At 68.1% G+C, this 13690-nt stretch carries 7 protein-coding genes; 1 reads left to right on the top strand and 6 read right to left on the bottom strand.

All coding sequences use genetic code 11. The features are described from left to right. Positions 1 to 4 precede the first annotated feature (4 nt). From ACZ0AE_RS10050 to ACZ0AE_RS10035, 4 genes are read right to left on the bottom strand one after another with little or no spacing between them, the layout of a single operon-like run. Positions 5 to 2677: a glycoside hydrolase family 3 protein gene (locus ACZ0AE_RS10050; RefSeq protein WP_463600980.1), complete on the bottom strand. Its 2673-nt coding sequence runs from the start codon at positions 2675 to 2677 to the stop codon at positions 5 to 7. Next, positions 2674 to 4371, bottom strand: a complete 1698-nt coding sequence (locus ACZ0AE_RS10045) for a glycoside hydrolase family 43 protein (protein ID WP_463600979.1) — start codon at positions 4369 to 4371, stop codon at positions 2674 to 2676. The genes ACZ0AE_RS10050 and ACZ0AE_RS10045 overlap by 4 nt, the downstream gene beginning before the upstream one ends. Continuing rightward, on the bottom strand, positions 4371 to 6347 hold the full coding sequence (locus ACZ0AE_RS10040; protein ID WP_463600978.1) for a sialate O-acetylesterase: 1977 nt from the start codon (positions 6345 to 6347) through the stop codon (positions 4371 to 4373). Before ACZ0AE_RS10040 ends, ACZ0AE_RS10045 begins: the two co-directional genes overlap by 1 nt. Positions 6348 to 6379: 32 nt before the next feature. Then, positions 6380 to 8473: an alpha-glucuronidase family glycosyl hydrolase gene (locus ACZ0AE_RS10035; RefSeq protein WP_463600977.1), complete on the bottom strand. Its 2094-nt coding sequence runs from the start codon at positions 8471 to 8473 to the stop codon at positions 6380 to 6382. Positions 8474 to 8599: 126 nt separating this feature from the next. Between ACZ0AE_RS10035 and ACZ0AE_RS10030 the strand changes: the two genes are divergently transcribed. Beyond that, positions 8600 to 9655, top strand: coding sequence for a LacI family DNA-binding transcriptional regulator (locus ACZ0AE_RS10030; protein ID WP_463602084.1), 1056 nt, complete (start codon positions 8600 to 8602; stop codon positions 9653 to 9655). A gap of 17 nt (positions 9656 to 9672) precedes the next feature. Here ACZ0AE_RS10030 and ACZ0AE_RS10025 read toward each other — a convergent pair whose 3' ends face one another. After that, positions 9673 to 12237: a glycoside hydrolase family 3 protein gene (locus ACZ0AE_RS10025; protein ID WP_463600976.1), complete on the bottom strand. Its 2565-nt coding sequence runs from the start codon at positions 12235 to 12237 to the stop codon at positions 9673 to 9675. After that, positions 12234 to 13643, bottom strand: coding sequence for a sugar porter family MFS transporter (locus tag ACZ0AE_RS10020; RefSeq protein WP_038688290.1), 1410 nt, complete (start codon positions 13641 to 13643; stop codon positions 12234 to 12236). Before ACZ0AE_RS10020 ends, ACZ0AE_RS10025 begins: the two co-directional genes overlap by 4 nt. Positions 13644 to 13690: the final 47 nt, after the last annotated feature.

Raw genomic sequence — 13690 nt, 5'->3', positions numbered from 1 at the left:
CGAATCAGTCACGATTCGCCTCCACGTTGAAGCGGCTCTGCACGCGGGCATCGGCGCTTGAGCCGCCTATCCGCACCTCGTACGCCCCGGACGGCACGCCATAGGCGCCGCGCGCTTCGTCGTACTCGCGCAGCGCCTGGTGCGCGTCCAGGCTGAATGCCACGGTGCGCCGCTCGCCCGGGGCAAGGTGAACGCGCTGGAAGCCACGCAGGGTCTGCTGCGCGTCCCCTGCTCCGGCGGCGAGGCGTCGCACATACAGCTGCACCACTTCATCGCCCGCGCGCTTGCCGGTGTTGGTCACGTCCACCTGCACCTTGAGCGTGCCGTTGTCGGCAATGCGGGGCGCATCGAGGCGGAGCCTGCCGTAGTCGAAGCGGGTATAGGACAGCCCGTAGCCGAAGGGATACAGCGGTGTGCCGCGGAAGTAGCGGTAGGTGCGGCCTTCCATCGTGTAATCGTCGAACGCGGGCATCGCCTGGTCTGCGGTGTAGAACGTCACCGGCAGTCGGCCGCCCGGGTTGACGTCGCCGAACAGCGCGTTGCCCACGGCGGTGCCGCCGCGTTGCCCGGGATACCAGCTCATCAGGATCGCGGACAGATTCGCCTGGGCCCATTCCACCGCCAACGCCGACCCCCCCGTCAACACCATCACCACCGGCTTGCCGGTGGCGTGCAGCGCTTCCAGCAGGGCGCGCTGCGTCGCGGGCAGGCGCAGGTCGGTGCGGTCGCCGCCAGCGAAGCCCGGATAGTTGACCGTCATCTCTTCGCCCTCCACGTCGCCGGTCAAGCCGCCGACGAACACCACCACATCCGCGCTGCGGGCGGCATCGACGGCCTCCTCGAACGGCGGCTTTGCCCCCGGCATGCGCCAGCCCAGGCGCACGCCGGCGTCGCGCTCGGCATCGTAGTACTCCAGCTTCAGGTCGTACGCACGGCCGGCCTGCAGGTCCATCGCCACGCCGTCGCTGCGCAGGCGGTCGCTGTTGGCCCAGTGGTCCAGTACCCGCTTGCCGTCCACGTAGAGGCGGAAGCCGTCGTCGGCAGCGGCCTCGATCCGGTAGCGGCCCGACACTGGCGGCAGCAGCTGGCCACGCCAGCGGATGCTGAACCCGTCGCTGGGAATGCCCTGCCCCGGCGCCGCCTCGCCGCGGGCCAACAGATTGTCGGTCGGTGAACCCCTGTCCCAGCGGAAGCCGATCTGTGCATCGGTGCGGACCAGCGCCGGCGTCCCGGAAAGATCGGCCGTGCGGAAGTACTCACCGCGCAGGCCGCGTTCGGGGGAATCGGCCGAGGGGCGCAGGTAGGCCGCTTCAATCAACGGCGTTGCACCGGGATCGTCGCGCCCTTCGACCAGGTCCACACCGCGGGCGTACCGCACCTCCACGCCCTGGGCTGCATCGCGGATCCCCTGCAGGATGGTGACCGGTGCTGCCGGCGTGCCGAAGTAGTTGCCGAGCAGTGCCATGGTGTCATCGGCAGTGGGACCGACCACGGCAATGCGCTTGAGGCTGCGTGACAGTGGCAGGATGCCATCGTTCTTCAGCAGCACCAGCGATTTCTGGGTGGCCTTCAACGCCAGCGCATCGTGTGCCGGGGCCTGGTTCACGGACGCGGGAATCCGCGCCCAGCGCACGTGCTCGGGTGGATCGAACATGCCCAGCCGCATCCGCGCGGTGAACAGGCGCGTCACCGCGTCGTCGATCTCCGCCTCGCTGATCAGGCCCTGCCGCACGGCCGCCGGCAGCGTCGCGTATTCCTGGCCGCACTCCAGCTCGGTGCCGTTCTTGACGGACAACGCCGCCGCAGCCTCGCGGGTGGGCACGATCTTGTGATGCTTCCAGATATCGACAATGGCCCAGCAGTCAGACACCACATAGCCCTTGAAGCCCCAGTCGCGGCGCAGTACGTCGCGCAGCAGGAACTGGCTGGCGCTGGCGGACTCGCCGTACACCCGGTTGTAGGCGCCCATCACCGCATCTACCTGCCCCTCTTTCACCAGCGCCTCGAACGCCGGCAGGTAGGTGTCATACAGGTCGCGTCTGCTCGGGCGGGCGTCGAAGTGGTGACGGTCGGCCTCGGGGCCACTGTGCACAGCCAAGTGCTTGGCCGTGGCGTCGAGCTTGCGGTACATCGGGTCGTCGCCCTGCAGGCCTTGCACGAAGGCGACGCCCATCCGCGCGGTGAGGTACGGGTCCTCACCGTAGGTCTCCTGGCCCCGCCCCCAGCGCGGGTCACGGAAGATGTTGATGTTCGGCGACCAGTAGGTCAGCCCCTGATAGCGGCCATGCGATCCTTCACGGACGAACTGGTGATGCTTGGCGCGCGCTTCGTCGCTGATGGTGGTCGCCACCTGTCCCATCAACGGCACATCGAACGTGGCCGCCAGCCCGATGGCCTGCGGAAACACCGTGGCCTGCCCTGCCCGCGCGACGCCGTGCAGGCCTTCGTTCCACCAATCGTAGGCCGGCACGCCGAGACGCTCGATGGCAGGCGCGGCATTCTGCATCTGTCCCGCCTTCTCTTCCAGGCTCATCTGCGCCACCAGCGCGGCCGCACGGGTTTCGAAGCTGGCCGAGGTGTCGAGCCAAGGCTGGGGCCCGGCGGCGTAACCGACGTTTGCCAGGGCGGCGGCGGCGCAAAGCGCCAGCGTGCGGACGATGGGCTTGCGCGTCATCATTTGCTCCTCAAGGCGCGCTCATCGCGCGCGAATGGTCCCAGCAGGGCGCCGACAAAACCGCCGGCACGATCAGTACTCAATACAGTGCCGTCCACGTTGTCGGCGAGCGTCTGCCAGCCACGGCCGTCGCCGGTATCGAACGCGAACGCATAGTGGCCTTCGTCACCTGCAATCCGCAGGCGCAGTGACGGGGTTGCGTCCAGCTCCCGGCTGGCCAGCGTCCTGGTCGCGCCGCCGCCGTCGCGTGCTTCGAGGAAGACCGCAACACGGTCACCGCCCAGGCTGCGGACGCCAAGGAAATACCAGTACGCCTCGCTCTGGAATGCGGCCAGGCCGGCCGCCACCCCTGCCGCCGGGCGCGTCATCGCGGTGCTGGCCTCGAAGCGCAGATGCTGCTGGCGGCGCCCAAGGAAGGCTGGGTTGCGCAGCGTGTCCAGATCCTCCGGCAGCGGATGCACCGCCAAGCTGCCCGGCCGCCCGCGCAGGTCTGCCCAGGCTTGTTTCGGAACGCGCACGCGCAGCCATCCCGTGCCCAGCACCGGGGCATCGAACGCGTCGCGGTCGACGAAGTTGCCGGTGGAAGGCGCCTGCGACGCCTCGCCCTGCATCCACGACGGCGCCTTGACCGCATACGGGATGGCCTGGCCAGCCGGCAGGATCACCGGCCAGCCGTTCCGCCATTCCACCGGAAGCAGATACGTCTCCCTGCCCGTGTTGTAGTGGCGTGCGTCGTAGTTGCGACTGGCAAGGAACACCGCCCACCAGGAGCCGTCCGGCCCTTCCACCAGATCGGCATGCCCGGCATTGGTGATCGGCAGCGGCCGGTCACCGGGCAGGTCGCGCTGGGTGAGAATCGGATTGTCCGCATATGGCACGTAGGGTCCCCAGACGTCGCGGCTGCGCAGCACCACCTGGGAATGCTGTGGCCCGGTGCCGCCCTCGGCGTCGGAGAGGTAGTACCAGCCGTCGCGCTTGTACAGGTGCGGTCCTTCGATCCAGATCGGGTTCTTCGCCGGCTCCACGCCGCCGTCGATCAGTACCTTGCGCGCACCCACCGGCTGGAAGGTGGCCAGGTCGATCTGCTGCATCCAGATGGCGCGGTGGCCTTCGTAGCGCTGCGGACCGGGCGGCTCATCATTGTTCAGCAGGTAAACGGTGCCGTCCTCGTCGAAAAACAGCGACGGATCGATGCCGCCGACGCCTGGCAGCCAGTGCGGGTCGGACCACGGGTCGGCAGGGTCCCGCGCGGTGGCGATGAAATTGCCGCCGCTGTCCACCGCTGTGGTGACCACATAGAACATGCCGTCGTGGTACGCGATCGCCGGCGCGAAGATGCCGCGCGACACGCTCAGGCCGTCGAAATCCAGCTGGCCCGGACGGTCGATCACGTTGCCGATCTGCTTCCAGTGCACCAGGTCGACGCTCTCGAACACCGGAATGCCCGGGAAGTAGGTGAAGCTGGAATTGACCAGGTAGAAGCGCCCGTTCGCGCTGACGATGCTCGGATCTGCATGGAAGCCGGCCAGGATCGGGTTGCGGTAGTGACCGGCTGGCAGGGGCGTTTCAAAGGCCGCGTCGTGACCCGAATACTCGAACCAGTCGAAGTACACCGGCGGCGCAGGCGCAGGCGCAGCGCCCAGTGGCGACACCGTCGCCGACAACAGCAGAACGACCGTGGCCATCAGCAGACGCATCAGCGAACCTCCGCAGCGTTAAGAGAAAGCTCGAAGGGCCCAGCCGGCGCACCGCTGCTGTCGCGCAGCGTGCAGACCGGACCGTCGGCCCAGCAATAGCGCACAAGCAACGCAGCACCCCGGTAGTGCCGGCCGCTGGCCGGCTCCAGACAATCCATGCAATCCAACACAACCTCACGCCCCTCCAGCACCGCGTCGGCATAGCCACAGTGCCGTGCTTCGGCGTCACAGAGCTCGAATCCTATGGGGCCGTTCGCACCGGTCGTCACCAAACTGCCGGTGACACCATCAAACACCACCCGCACCTTGCCCTGTGCGAGCGACGCCGTGCGGGCCGTCGGGCCGGCGGGTGCCAGCGTCCGGTCGCCGTACACCATATGACGCGCCACCCGAGCCAGGCGCCGGCCCAACTCCTGTTTGTTGGGCGGATGGATGTCGTACGCGTCGCCGATGTCGATGGCCAGCGCAAGCCCGGTGCGCGGGTCTTCGGCCGCGACCCGCCGCTGCGCCTCGCGTACCTGCGCCCAGCCACTGTCCACCGGCGCCACGGGCGGCTGACCGTAGCCGGCCAGCTGCACCACCAGCAGCGGCATCTGCGCGCCGAACTGCCTGCGCCAGTCAGCGCGCAGGCCGCGCAGCCGTGCGGCGTAGGCAGGACCATCACCCGTGTTGGATTCGCCTTGGTACCACAGCATGCCGCGCAGACCATAGGCGCCCAGCGGCGCAATCATGGCGTTGTACAACGTCGACAGGCCGGTGGCGGCGTGCCACGGCGCGGACGGCGGTGCCTGCGCACTCGGCGCGGCACGGTACTGCCAAGGCGCATCGAGGGCGATCCGCGTGCCATCGTCGAGCGCCACGGCGTGGGCGTCCGAAGGGCCTGCCAGGCCACCGTCGCCGTACGTGTCCAGCACATTGATCACCACCGTGTTCGCACCCGCGGTCAACACACCGGTGGGCAGCGCATAAGACCGCGCCTCGCCCGGATCGTACTGGCTGCCCACGGCCACGCCGTTCACCCAGGTCATGTCCGTCTCATCGATGGGGCCCAGCGCAAGTTGTGCACCCTGCGCCGCCTGCGCGGCGGTCAGGGTCACCTGGCTGCGGTACCAGACCATGCCGTTGTAGCTGGACAGTGCCGGCACGCCCCAGCGCTCCCATGCCCCGAGCATGGCCGGCGCCGTTTGCCATCCCGTGGCGTCGGCCTCTGGCTGCCACGGCCGGTCGTCGGCGACAGCCCCCTCGCGCGTTGCCCACCAGTGCTGCCACTGCGTGCCCCAGCGTGCGTTTGCCGCCGCCGGATCGCGGGCATACAGCGCGAGCACATCGAGTGCCGGGTCCATGCCGCCCTGTGCGCGCAGCGCATCGGCGCTGGTCCAGGCCTCGATCCGCGAGCCGCCCCACGCCGCCTGGATCAGCCCCATCGGAACGTTGACGGTTTTCTGCAGCTCGCGCGCAAAGTAGAAGCAGGCAGCAGAAAAGTCGCGCACCGTCTCCGGTGACGCAGGGTGCCACGCAACCGGCGCGCCGAACTGCTGTTGCGGCACGGTGGCCACCGCCTTGGGCACGGTGAACAGGCGGATCATCGGGTGTGTGGCCGAGGCGATCTCGCTGCCCGCGTCGAGTGCCCGCCACACCGGCAGTTCCATGTTCGACTGTCCGGAACACAACCAGACATCGCCCATCTGCACATCCTGCACCACCTGGCTGGCCTTCCCTGCCCGCACCGACAGTACGTACGGACCGCCAGCGGCGAGCGGTGTGAGCCGTGCCTGCCAGCGACCGCTGGCCTCCGCGCGCGTGGTGACGTTCCGTCCTGCCAATGTGACAGACACCGTGGTGCCAGGTGCAGCGTTGCCCCAGACCGGAATCGGCTGGTCGCGCTGCAGCACGGCGTGATCCTGGAACAGCGGATGCAACAGCGTCGTCACCGGTTCCTGCGCCATTGACGGCACGGCGCAGCCAGCGAACGCCATTGCCAGCATCCAGCCAATCCACGTCCTATGGCTCATCGCCCATCTCCCGGCGCGGAAGGAAACTGCAGGCGCTGGTACCAGCCCAGCGGGTGCGGCGGGGCACTCTCGCCGGCAGGCAGAGGCCTGCCGCTCACCGACTGGAAATACGCCACGCTCGCATTCCGCCACCACTGTGCTTCGCGCAGCTGGACACGCAGGAACGCGGTGACCTGTGCATGCCGTTGCGGGTCCACCCTGCCCCCCAGGCTCGCCCAGGTCGCCTGCATGTCCTGGACCTGGCGCACGCCCTGCGAATAGCGCCCGACCAGCTCGTCCCACAACGTCTTGCCCGACGCCATGCGGTGCTCCCACGGCACGTGATGGAACCACAGCAGCAGCGGCTTCGGCACCCGCGCCAGGTCGCCATACCGCGCGGCCACGTCAGGGGCGTACTGGCCCACCGCGTTGCTGCCACGGGCGGTCCGGTCGAAGCCGATGCCATCGCGGTCGGCGCGGTGGTAGTACACCGACGTCCAGTCCGCGCGCGGGCCGCCGTCGACCCACGGGCCGGGCCCGTAGTGATGTCCGCGTGCCATCAAGTGGTGCAGGCCCAGCGGGGTCATGTAGTTCACGGCGGCCTCGCGCGAGGCCATCATCATCCCGACAATGGGCTGCACGACCGCGGGGTCTGGCGAGAAGGTCATCGCCGCCCAGTCTGCCGCGATGGCGCGGGCCGACTGCTGCGGATTCCATGCCAGCCTGCCGAAGGCATACCAGTTGGCGGGGTCGAAGTGCGAGCCACTCCAGGTGCGATCCGCGCCGATGTTGGCGACGCCGGCCATGCCGGTCAGCGCCTGCGCCACCGTGGCGCCCGGTCCACGGGTGTGGGACTGCAGCACCTCTTCGTACAGCGGCCCCAGGTACACCAGATGCGTGGCGAAGCCGAGGTATTCCTTGGTGATCTGCACTTCCATCATCAGCGGCGTACGCGGCATGGCCCCGAACAGCGGGTGGAACGGCTCGCGGGGCTGGAAGTCGATGGGCCCGTTCTTCACCTGCAGGATCACGTTCGGGCGGAAGGTGCCGTCCAGCCCCGCGAATTCGGTGTACGCCTGTGTGGCACGGTCGGCAGGAACATCGTGCGCGTAGACGAACGCCCGCCACATCACCACGCCGCCATGGGGAGCCAGCGCATCGGCCAACAGGTTGGCGCCGTCGGCGTGCGAGCGGCCGTAGTCCTGCGGACCGGGCTGCCCTTCGGAATTGGCCTTCACCAGGAAGCCGCCGAAATCCGGAATGCGCGCGTAAATCTCGTCGGCCTTGTGCTGCCACCAGCGCTGTACGTCCGGATCGCGCGGATCGGCGGTTTTCAGGCCGCCTAGTTCGATGGGCGCGCTGAAACGCACGCTGAGGTACACGCGGATACCGTAGGGCCGGAACATGTCCGCCAGCGTCGCCGCTTTGGCGAGGTAGTCCGGCGCCAGGCTCTGCGCATTGGCGTTCACGTTGTTGAGCACGGTGCCGTTGATACCCACCGAGGCGTTGGCGCGTGCGTAGTCGGTGTAGCGCGGGTCGTGCCACTCCGGCAGCGTCTGCCAGTCCCACAGCGAGCGACCGGCGTAGCCGCGTTCGACATGGCCGTCCAGGTTGTCCCAGTGGTTGAGCACCCGCAGCTGCATCCGTGGCGATTCGCGCACCTCCAGCGCATCCAGCGATGCGCCGGTCTGCAGCAGTCGCAGCAGATGGAACACGCCGTACAGCACGCCGATATCCCGGCGCGCGGCCACCAGCAGTACGTCGCGCCCGTCGATGCGGGTCTGCCGGAGCAGATAGCCTTCGTCGCCCAGCGCGCCAAGCTCCTGGCGTAGCGGCGCGATCAAGGTCGACGACTGCGGTGTGCCGATGACCAGTGACGGGTTGATGGCGGGCGCGACATGCATCCGCGGCGCGCTGCCTGTCAGACCCGTGAGACCACGTTCCAGCTCCTCGCGCGCGGCACGCTGGATGGGTGTCTGATCCGGGGCTACCACCTCCGCCAGGCGCGTGTAGTAATCGGCCGCCAGCGCGGGTTCGAGCGGCGCGTAACGCATCCAGAGCGCGTAGCCATCCTCCGCGCGCACCGTGCCCGTGCACGCCAACAACGCCATCACCGCACCCACCCTCCAATGACACCGCTCGACATCCCAGCGGAACCGCAGCGGGGACAGCAAACCTTGTAAGCTCCGGACGTGCCTTCGATGCGCCAGCGTCGCAACGAAAAACGGGAGCGCGTATTGGACAAGCCGAAGAAATCGGTCCGTCGCAAAACCAGTGGCGTGACGATCGACGAGGTGGCAGCCCTGGCCGGGGTGTCGCCGATGACGGTGTCGCGGGCGATCAACCAGGGCAAGGTGCGCGATGACACCCGCGAACGCGTGATGCGCGCGGTGCGCGAACTGGGCTATACGCCCAACCTGGCCGCCAGCACGCTGGCCGCCGCACAGCACACGCGCATTGCGCTGATCTACACCAATCCCAGCGGCGCTTACCTGCGCGAACTGCTGGTCGGCCTGCTGCGTGTGGCGTCCAACGCTGCCATCCAGCTGGTGGTCGACTACTGGGAGGATTTCGAGCCCGCCGCCGAGCGCAAGGCCGCGCGTGCCTTGGCCGGCCGTGTGGATGGCGTCATCCTGCCGCCCCCGCTGTGCGAGTCGCAGCCGGCGGTGACCGAGCTCATCAAGGCCGGCATCCAGGTGGTCGCGATCGCACCGGGCCACCTGGGCAACGGCATCTCCTGCGTGCGCATCGACGACTTCCAGGCCGGCAAGGAACTGGCCGAACACCTGATCCAGCACGGCCACAGCCGCATCGGTTTCATCTGTGGGCGCAAGGACCTCAGTGCCAGTGCACGGCGCTACGACGGCTTTGTGACGGCCTTGCACGCGGCCGGGCTGGAGGTTGATCCCGGCCTGGTGCAGCAGGGCGACTACACCTACCGCTCGGGGCTCGCCGCCGCCGAGAAGCTGCTGGCCCAGCGCCAGCCGCCCACCGCGATCTTCGCCAGCAACGACGATATGGGCGCGGCGGTGATCTCCGTCGCGCACCGGCGCGGCCTGGACGTGCCCCGCGACCTGTCGGTGGTGGGCTTCGATGACACCTCGGCCGCCACCACCGTCTGGCCCGAGCTGACCACCATCCATCAACCCATCGCCGCGATGGCCGACGCCGCCATCGATATCCTGTTGCGCACCATCCGCCGCAAGGGCGAGGACACGCGCGTGTTGACCGACCACGTCATGCCGCACCGGCTGGTGGTGCGCGACTCGGTCGCGCGCCCACCGAAACGCTGATGCCGCACGACGCATCGTCACGCGCCCGGGCATGCGATGGTGGCCTCCGCCTCGTTCAAGGCACCCAGGGCGACGCGTGACACCGAGAGCGTCATCGCGCCCGCCGTCCCGATGGACCAGGGGCGATCCAGCTTGCCGACATCCGCGCCTGCCGCCGCCAGGCACTTCAAGGGCACGCCCACGCGGGTCCATTGACCCTTGGGCAGCTTGGCCAGCGTCGGTCCAAGCGCAACACGTGCCGAGCAGCCCGGACCGCAGCCTACCGACAACCACGCCTCGCCCTGGGGTGCGGCGTCAACGCGCAACGTGGTCAACAGCATCAGGTCGCCGTTGCTCTCGCGCTGCAGGTCCAGCGCCGTGTGCGACTGCAACGCGGCAATCGCCTCGCCCTTGCCCGTCCACGCAAGCCGACGACCGTCTTCCTGCGCCAGGTGATCCACGCCGGTGACCTGCAGCAGGCCCCCATCAAGGGACTCGGGCACCTTGGTGACGGTCACGCCCTGCCCCGTGCTGCCTTCCAGTCGCAGCGCCATGCCGGCGCCGGCATCACCGCGCGCGAAGAACACGCCGCCCGCGCCTTCATTGCCGGTAACGCCGGAAACTTCCGGCAACGCGGCCAGATCGCCGTTATCGGCGTAAGTCAGGCCGAAACCGAAGGCGAACTGCGGGGCGTAGTCCTTCTGCCCCACATTGTTGACGTACTGCGTTGCCGTGCGCGGCCAGCTGAAGCTCAGCTTGCCCTTGAAGTCGTGCTGCACGTCGCCCCCCGGCCCACGCAGCAGCACATCGGCAATGCCGGCGCCTTCCGAGCCGGGCAGCCAGGCCGCCACGAACGCGTCGGCAGCATTGATTTCCCGGTTCACCCACAGCGGGCGCCCGCTCAGGAACACCGCAACCACCGGAATGCCCTCGGCCTTCAGTCGCTTGATCAGGGCAAGATCGGCGTCGTCCCCCGGTTTGTAGGCCAGTGTCGGCAGATCTCCCTGGAACTCTGCATAGGGGTTCTCCCCGAACACCACCACGGCGACGTCCGGCTTGGTCGCATACTTCCCGTCCACCGCCAGCTCCGCCTGACCGCCAGCGGCCTTCGCCTGCTGCGCAATGCCCTCGAAGATGGTGTCTGCATTCGGGAAATCCTTGCGGGTGGTGCCGGTGCCCTGCCAGTTCAGGGTCCACCCGCCCGCCTGCTTGCCGACGTCGTTGGCACCGTCACCGGCGACGAGGATGCGTTGCTTCGGCGACAACGGCAGCACGCCGCCCTGGTTCTTCAGCAACACCAGCGATTCACGCACTGCCTGCCGTGCGACCTCACGATGCGCCGGGGCGCCGATGAGCGCGAACTGGCCACCGACCGCGCGCGAGGATGGCGTGCCCGCCTCGAACAGACCCAGCCGCATCTTGACCCGCAGGATCCGGCGCACCGCATCGTCCAGGCGTTGCGGGGCGATGGTGCCCGCCTTCACTGCGGCCAGCGTGGTCTCATAGAAGCCCTTCCAGCTGTCCGACGCCATGGCCATGTCCAGGCCGGCATTGAGGGTGGCCGGGCAATCGGTGGTGGTGCAGCCCTTGACCTGCCCGTGGCCGTTCCAGTCGCCCACCACGAAACCACCGAAATGCATGCGGCCCTTCAACGCATCGGTCAGGTACGGCTTGTGACCGTGCATCTTTTCACCGTTGACGCTGTTGAAGGACGCCATGACGGTCTGTGCGCCCGCGGCAATCGCCGGTGGATACCCGGCCGCGTGGATACGCACCAGCTCGGCCTCGCTGATCCGGGTATCGCCCTGGTCCTTGCCATCGGCCGTGCCACCGTCGCCCAGGAAGTGCTTTACCGACGCGATCACATGGCGACCGTCCAGGAAGGCAGGCGTGCCCACCTTGCCCTGCAGGCCCTCGACCATCGCACCGGCATAGCTGGCCACCACGTCGGGTGATTCGGAGTAGCCCTCATAGGTGCGCCCCCAGCGGTCATCCTGCGGGACGGCCACGGTCGGTGCGAACGCCCACTCCATGCCGGTGGCACGGGTCTCCAGCGCGGTGATTTCACCGATCCGGCGCAGCAGTTCCGGATTGCGGGTCGCACCCAGGCCGATGTTGTGCGGGAACAGGGTCGCGCCGATGATGTTGCTCTGCCCGTGCACGGCATCGATCCCGAACAGCACCGGAATCGCCTTGCCGCCCTGCGAGGTGTCCATCGATGCCGCATAGAAGGCGTCGGCGAGCGCCAGCCATTCGGCCGGCGACGCATCGTAACGGCCGCCCGGGTCGGAGTTGCCACCGGCCAGGATCGAGCCAAGCCGGTACTTGCGGAGATCATCCGGCGTGATGCTGGCAATATCCCCCTGCACCAGCTGGCCGACCTTTTCCTCTACCGTCATGGTCGCCATCAGGTCGGTGATGCGCTTTTCCAGCGCGGCGTCCTCGGCCAGCGGCCAGGTGACCTGCGGCCATGGATCGGGGGCCGCCGTCGCAGACGCGGGCGCCTTGTCATCCTTCCCGCAGGCGGCCAGTACCAGCAGCAGCGCGGTCAGCAGCACGGTCTTCGGGGCGCGTGCAGCGCCTTGATGGGTAATCGCGTTCATCCTTCCATCTGCTCCAGTTCCTTGCCCTTGGTTTCGTGCACGTACCTGAGCACGAAGAAGATCGAGATGACGGCCGCCACCAGGTAAATGCTGTACGTCGTGGCCAGCCCGGTCCCCGCCAGCAGAATGGGGAAGGTCACCGTGACGGCGAAATTCGCGGTCCACTGCGCCGCCCCCGCCACGGCCAGCCCGGAGCCACGGATCTGGTTGGGGAACATTTCGCCCAGCATCACCCACATCACCGGCCCCCAGGAGATGTTGAAGAACACCACGTAGGCATTGGCCGCCACCAGCGCCAGCGTGCCCATGCCCGGCGGCAGCTGCAGGTGTGTATCGACCAGGGAGCCGCTGGCGAATGCGACTACCAACAGGGCCAACGACACCGCCATGCCGGCCGAGCCAGCCCAAAGCAACGGCTTGCGCCCGATGCGATCGATCAACAGCACGGTGACGATGCAGGCACCGATACTGAGCGCACCGGACAGCACATTGATCATCAGCGCGTCGTTCTCGGAGAAGCCAACTGCTTGCCAGAGCACGGCGCCGTAGTAGAACACTACGTTGATACCGACCAGCTGCTGGAAGGTGGCCAGGCCGATGCCGACCCAGACAATCGGGCGGACCCGGCCGGTCGCCTTGCTGAGGAGATCCGACAGCCGCGGGCGATGATGGTCGGTCGACAGCGAGGCGTCGATCTCGGCCAGCTTTGCCTGCGCTTCGGCAGCGCCGAACAGCCGCGTCAGCACCTGCAGCGCCTCGTCCTTGCGGCGCTTCACCGCCAGATAGCGCGGGCTTTCCGGAATGGTCAGCAACAGCGCCAGGAACAGCAGCGACGGCACCGCCTGCATCCAGAACATCCAGCGCCACGCCGCGTACCCGCCCCACAGCGCTTCGGTGGACGCACCCGCCGTGGCTGCCAACAGATAGTTGGACAGGAACGCGACGGTGAGCCCGCTGATGATGGCGATCTGCTGCACCGTGGCCAGGCGGCCGCGGTAACGCGCTGGCGCCACTTCGGCGATGTAGGCCGGCGAGATCACACTCGCCGCTCCCACCGCAAAGCCGCCCATCACCCGCGCGACGATGAACATGGCCGAGGACGACGCCGCACCCGCGCCGATCGCCGACAGCAGGAACAGCACTGCCGAGACAATCAGCACGTTGCGGCGCCCCAGGCGGTCGGCCAGACGGCCGGCGCTGAAGGCACCGACCGCGCAGCCCAACAGCATCGATGCGATCTCGAACCCCTGCATCCACTCGCCGGATTTGAAGGTCTGGTGCAGCCCGTCCTGGGTGCCGTTGATCACCCCGCTGTCGAACCCGAACAGGAATCCGCCAATCGTCGCCACCACGCTGATCACTACAATCAGGCGGGTGTTCTCGCCGCCCTTCATTGCCTGGTCCATTACCCTGCCCTTCTCCGGTCCGGTGTCATCAATGCAAGCTGCAACGC

The sequence above is a fragment of the Stenotrophomonas sp. AC248 genome (assembly GCF_979258185.1).
The sequence above is the reverse complement of the archived record's forward strand: the minus strand, read 5'-3'. Positions and strand labels throughout refer to the sequence as shown.

Bases quoted from the DNA above. Each gene is read 5' to 3' on its own strand.
- ACZ0AE_RS10050 (WP_463600980.1), bottom strand. From the start codon at position 2,677: ATGATGACGCGCAAGCCCATCGTCCGCACGCTGGCGCTTTGCGCCGCC.
- ACZ0AE_RS10045 (WP_463600979.1), bottom strand. From the start codon at position 4,371: ATGCGTCTGCTGATGGCCACGGTCGTTCTGCTGTTGTCGGCGACGGTG.
- ACZ0AE_RS10040 (WP_463600978.1), bottom strand. From the start codon at position 6,347: ATGGCGTTCGCTGGCTGCGCCGTGCCGTCAATGGCGCAGGAACCGGTG.
- ACZ0AE_RS10035 (WP_463600977.1), bottom strand. From the start codon at position 8,473: ATGGCGTTGTTGGCGTGCACGGGCACGGTGCGCGCGGAGGATGGCTAC.
- ACZ0AE_RS10025 (WP_463600976.1), bottom strand. From the start codon at position 12,237: ATGAACGCGATTACCCATCAAGGCGCTGCACGCGCCCCGAAGACCGTG.
- ACZ0AE_RS10020 (WP_038688290.1), bottom strand. From the start codon at position 13,643: ATGGACCAGGCAATGAAGGGCGGCGAGAACACCCGCCTGATTGTAGTG.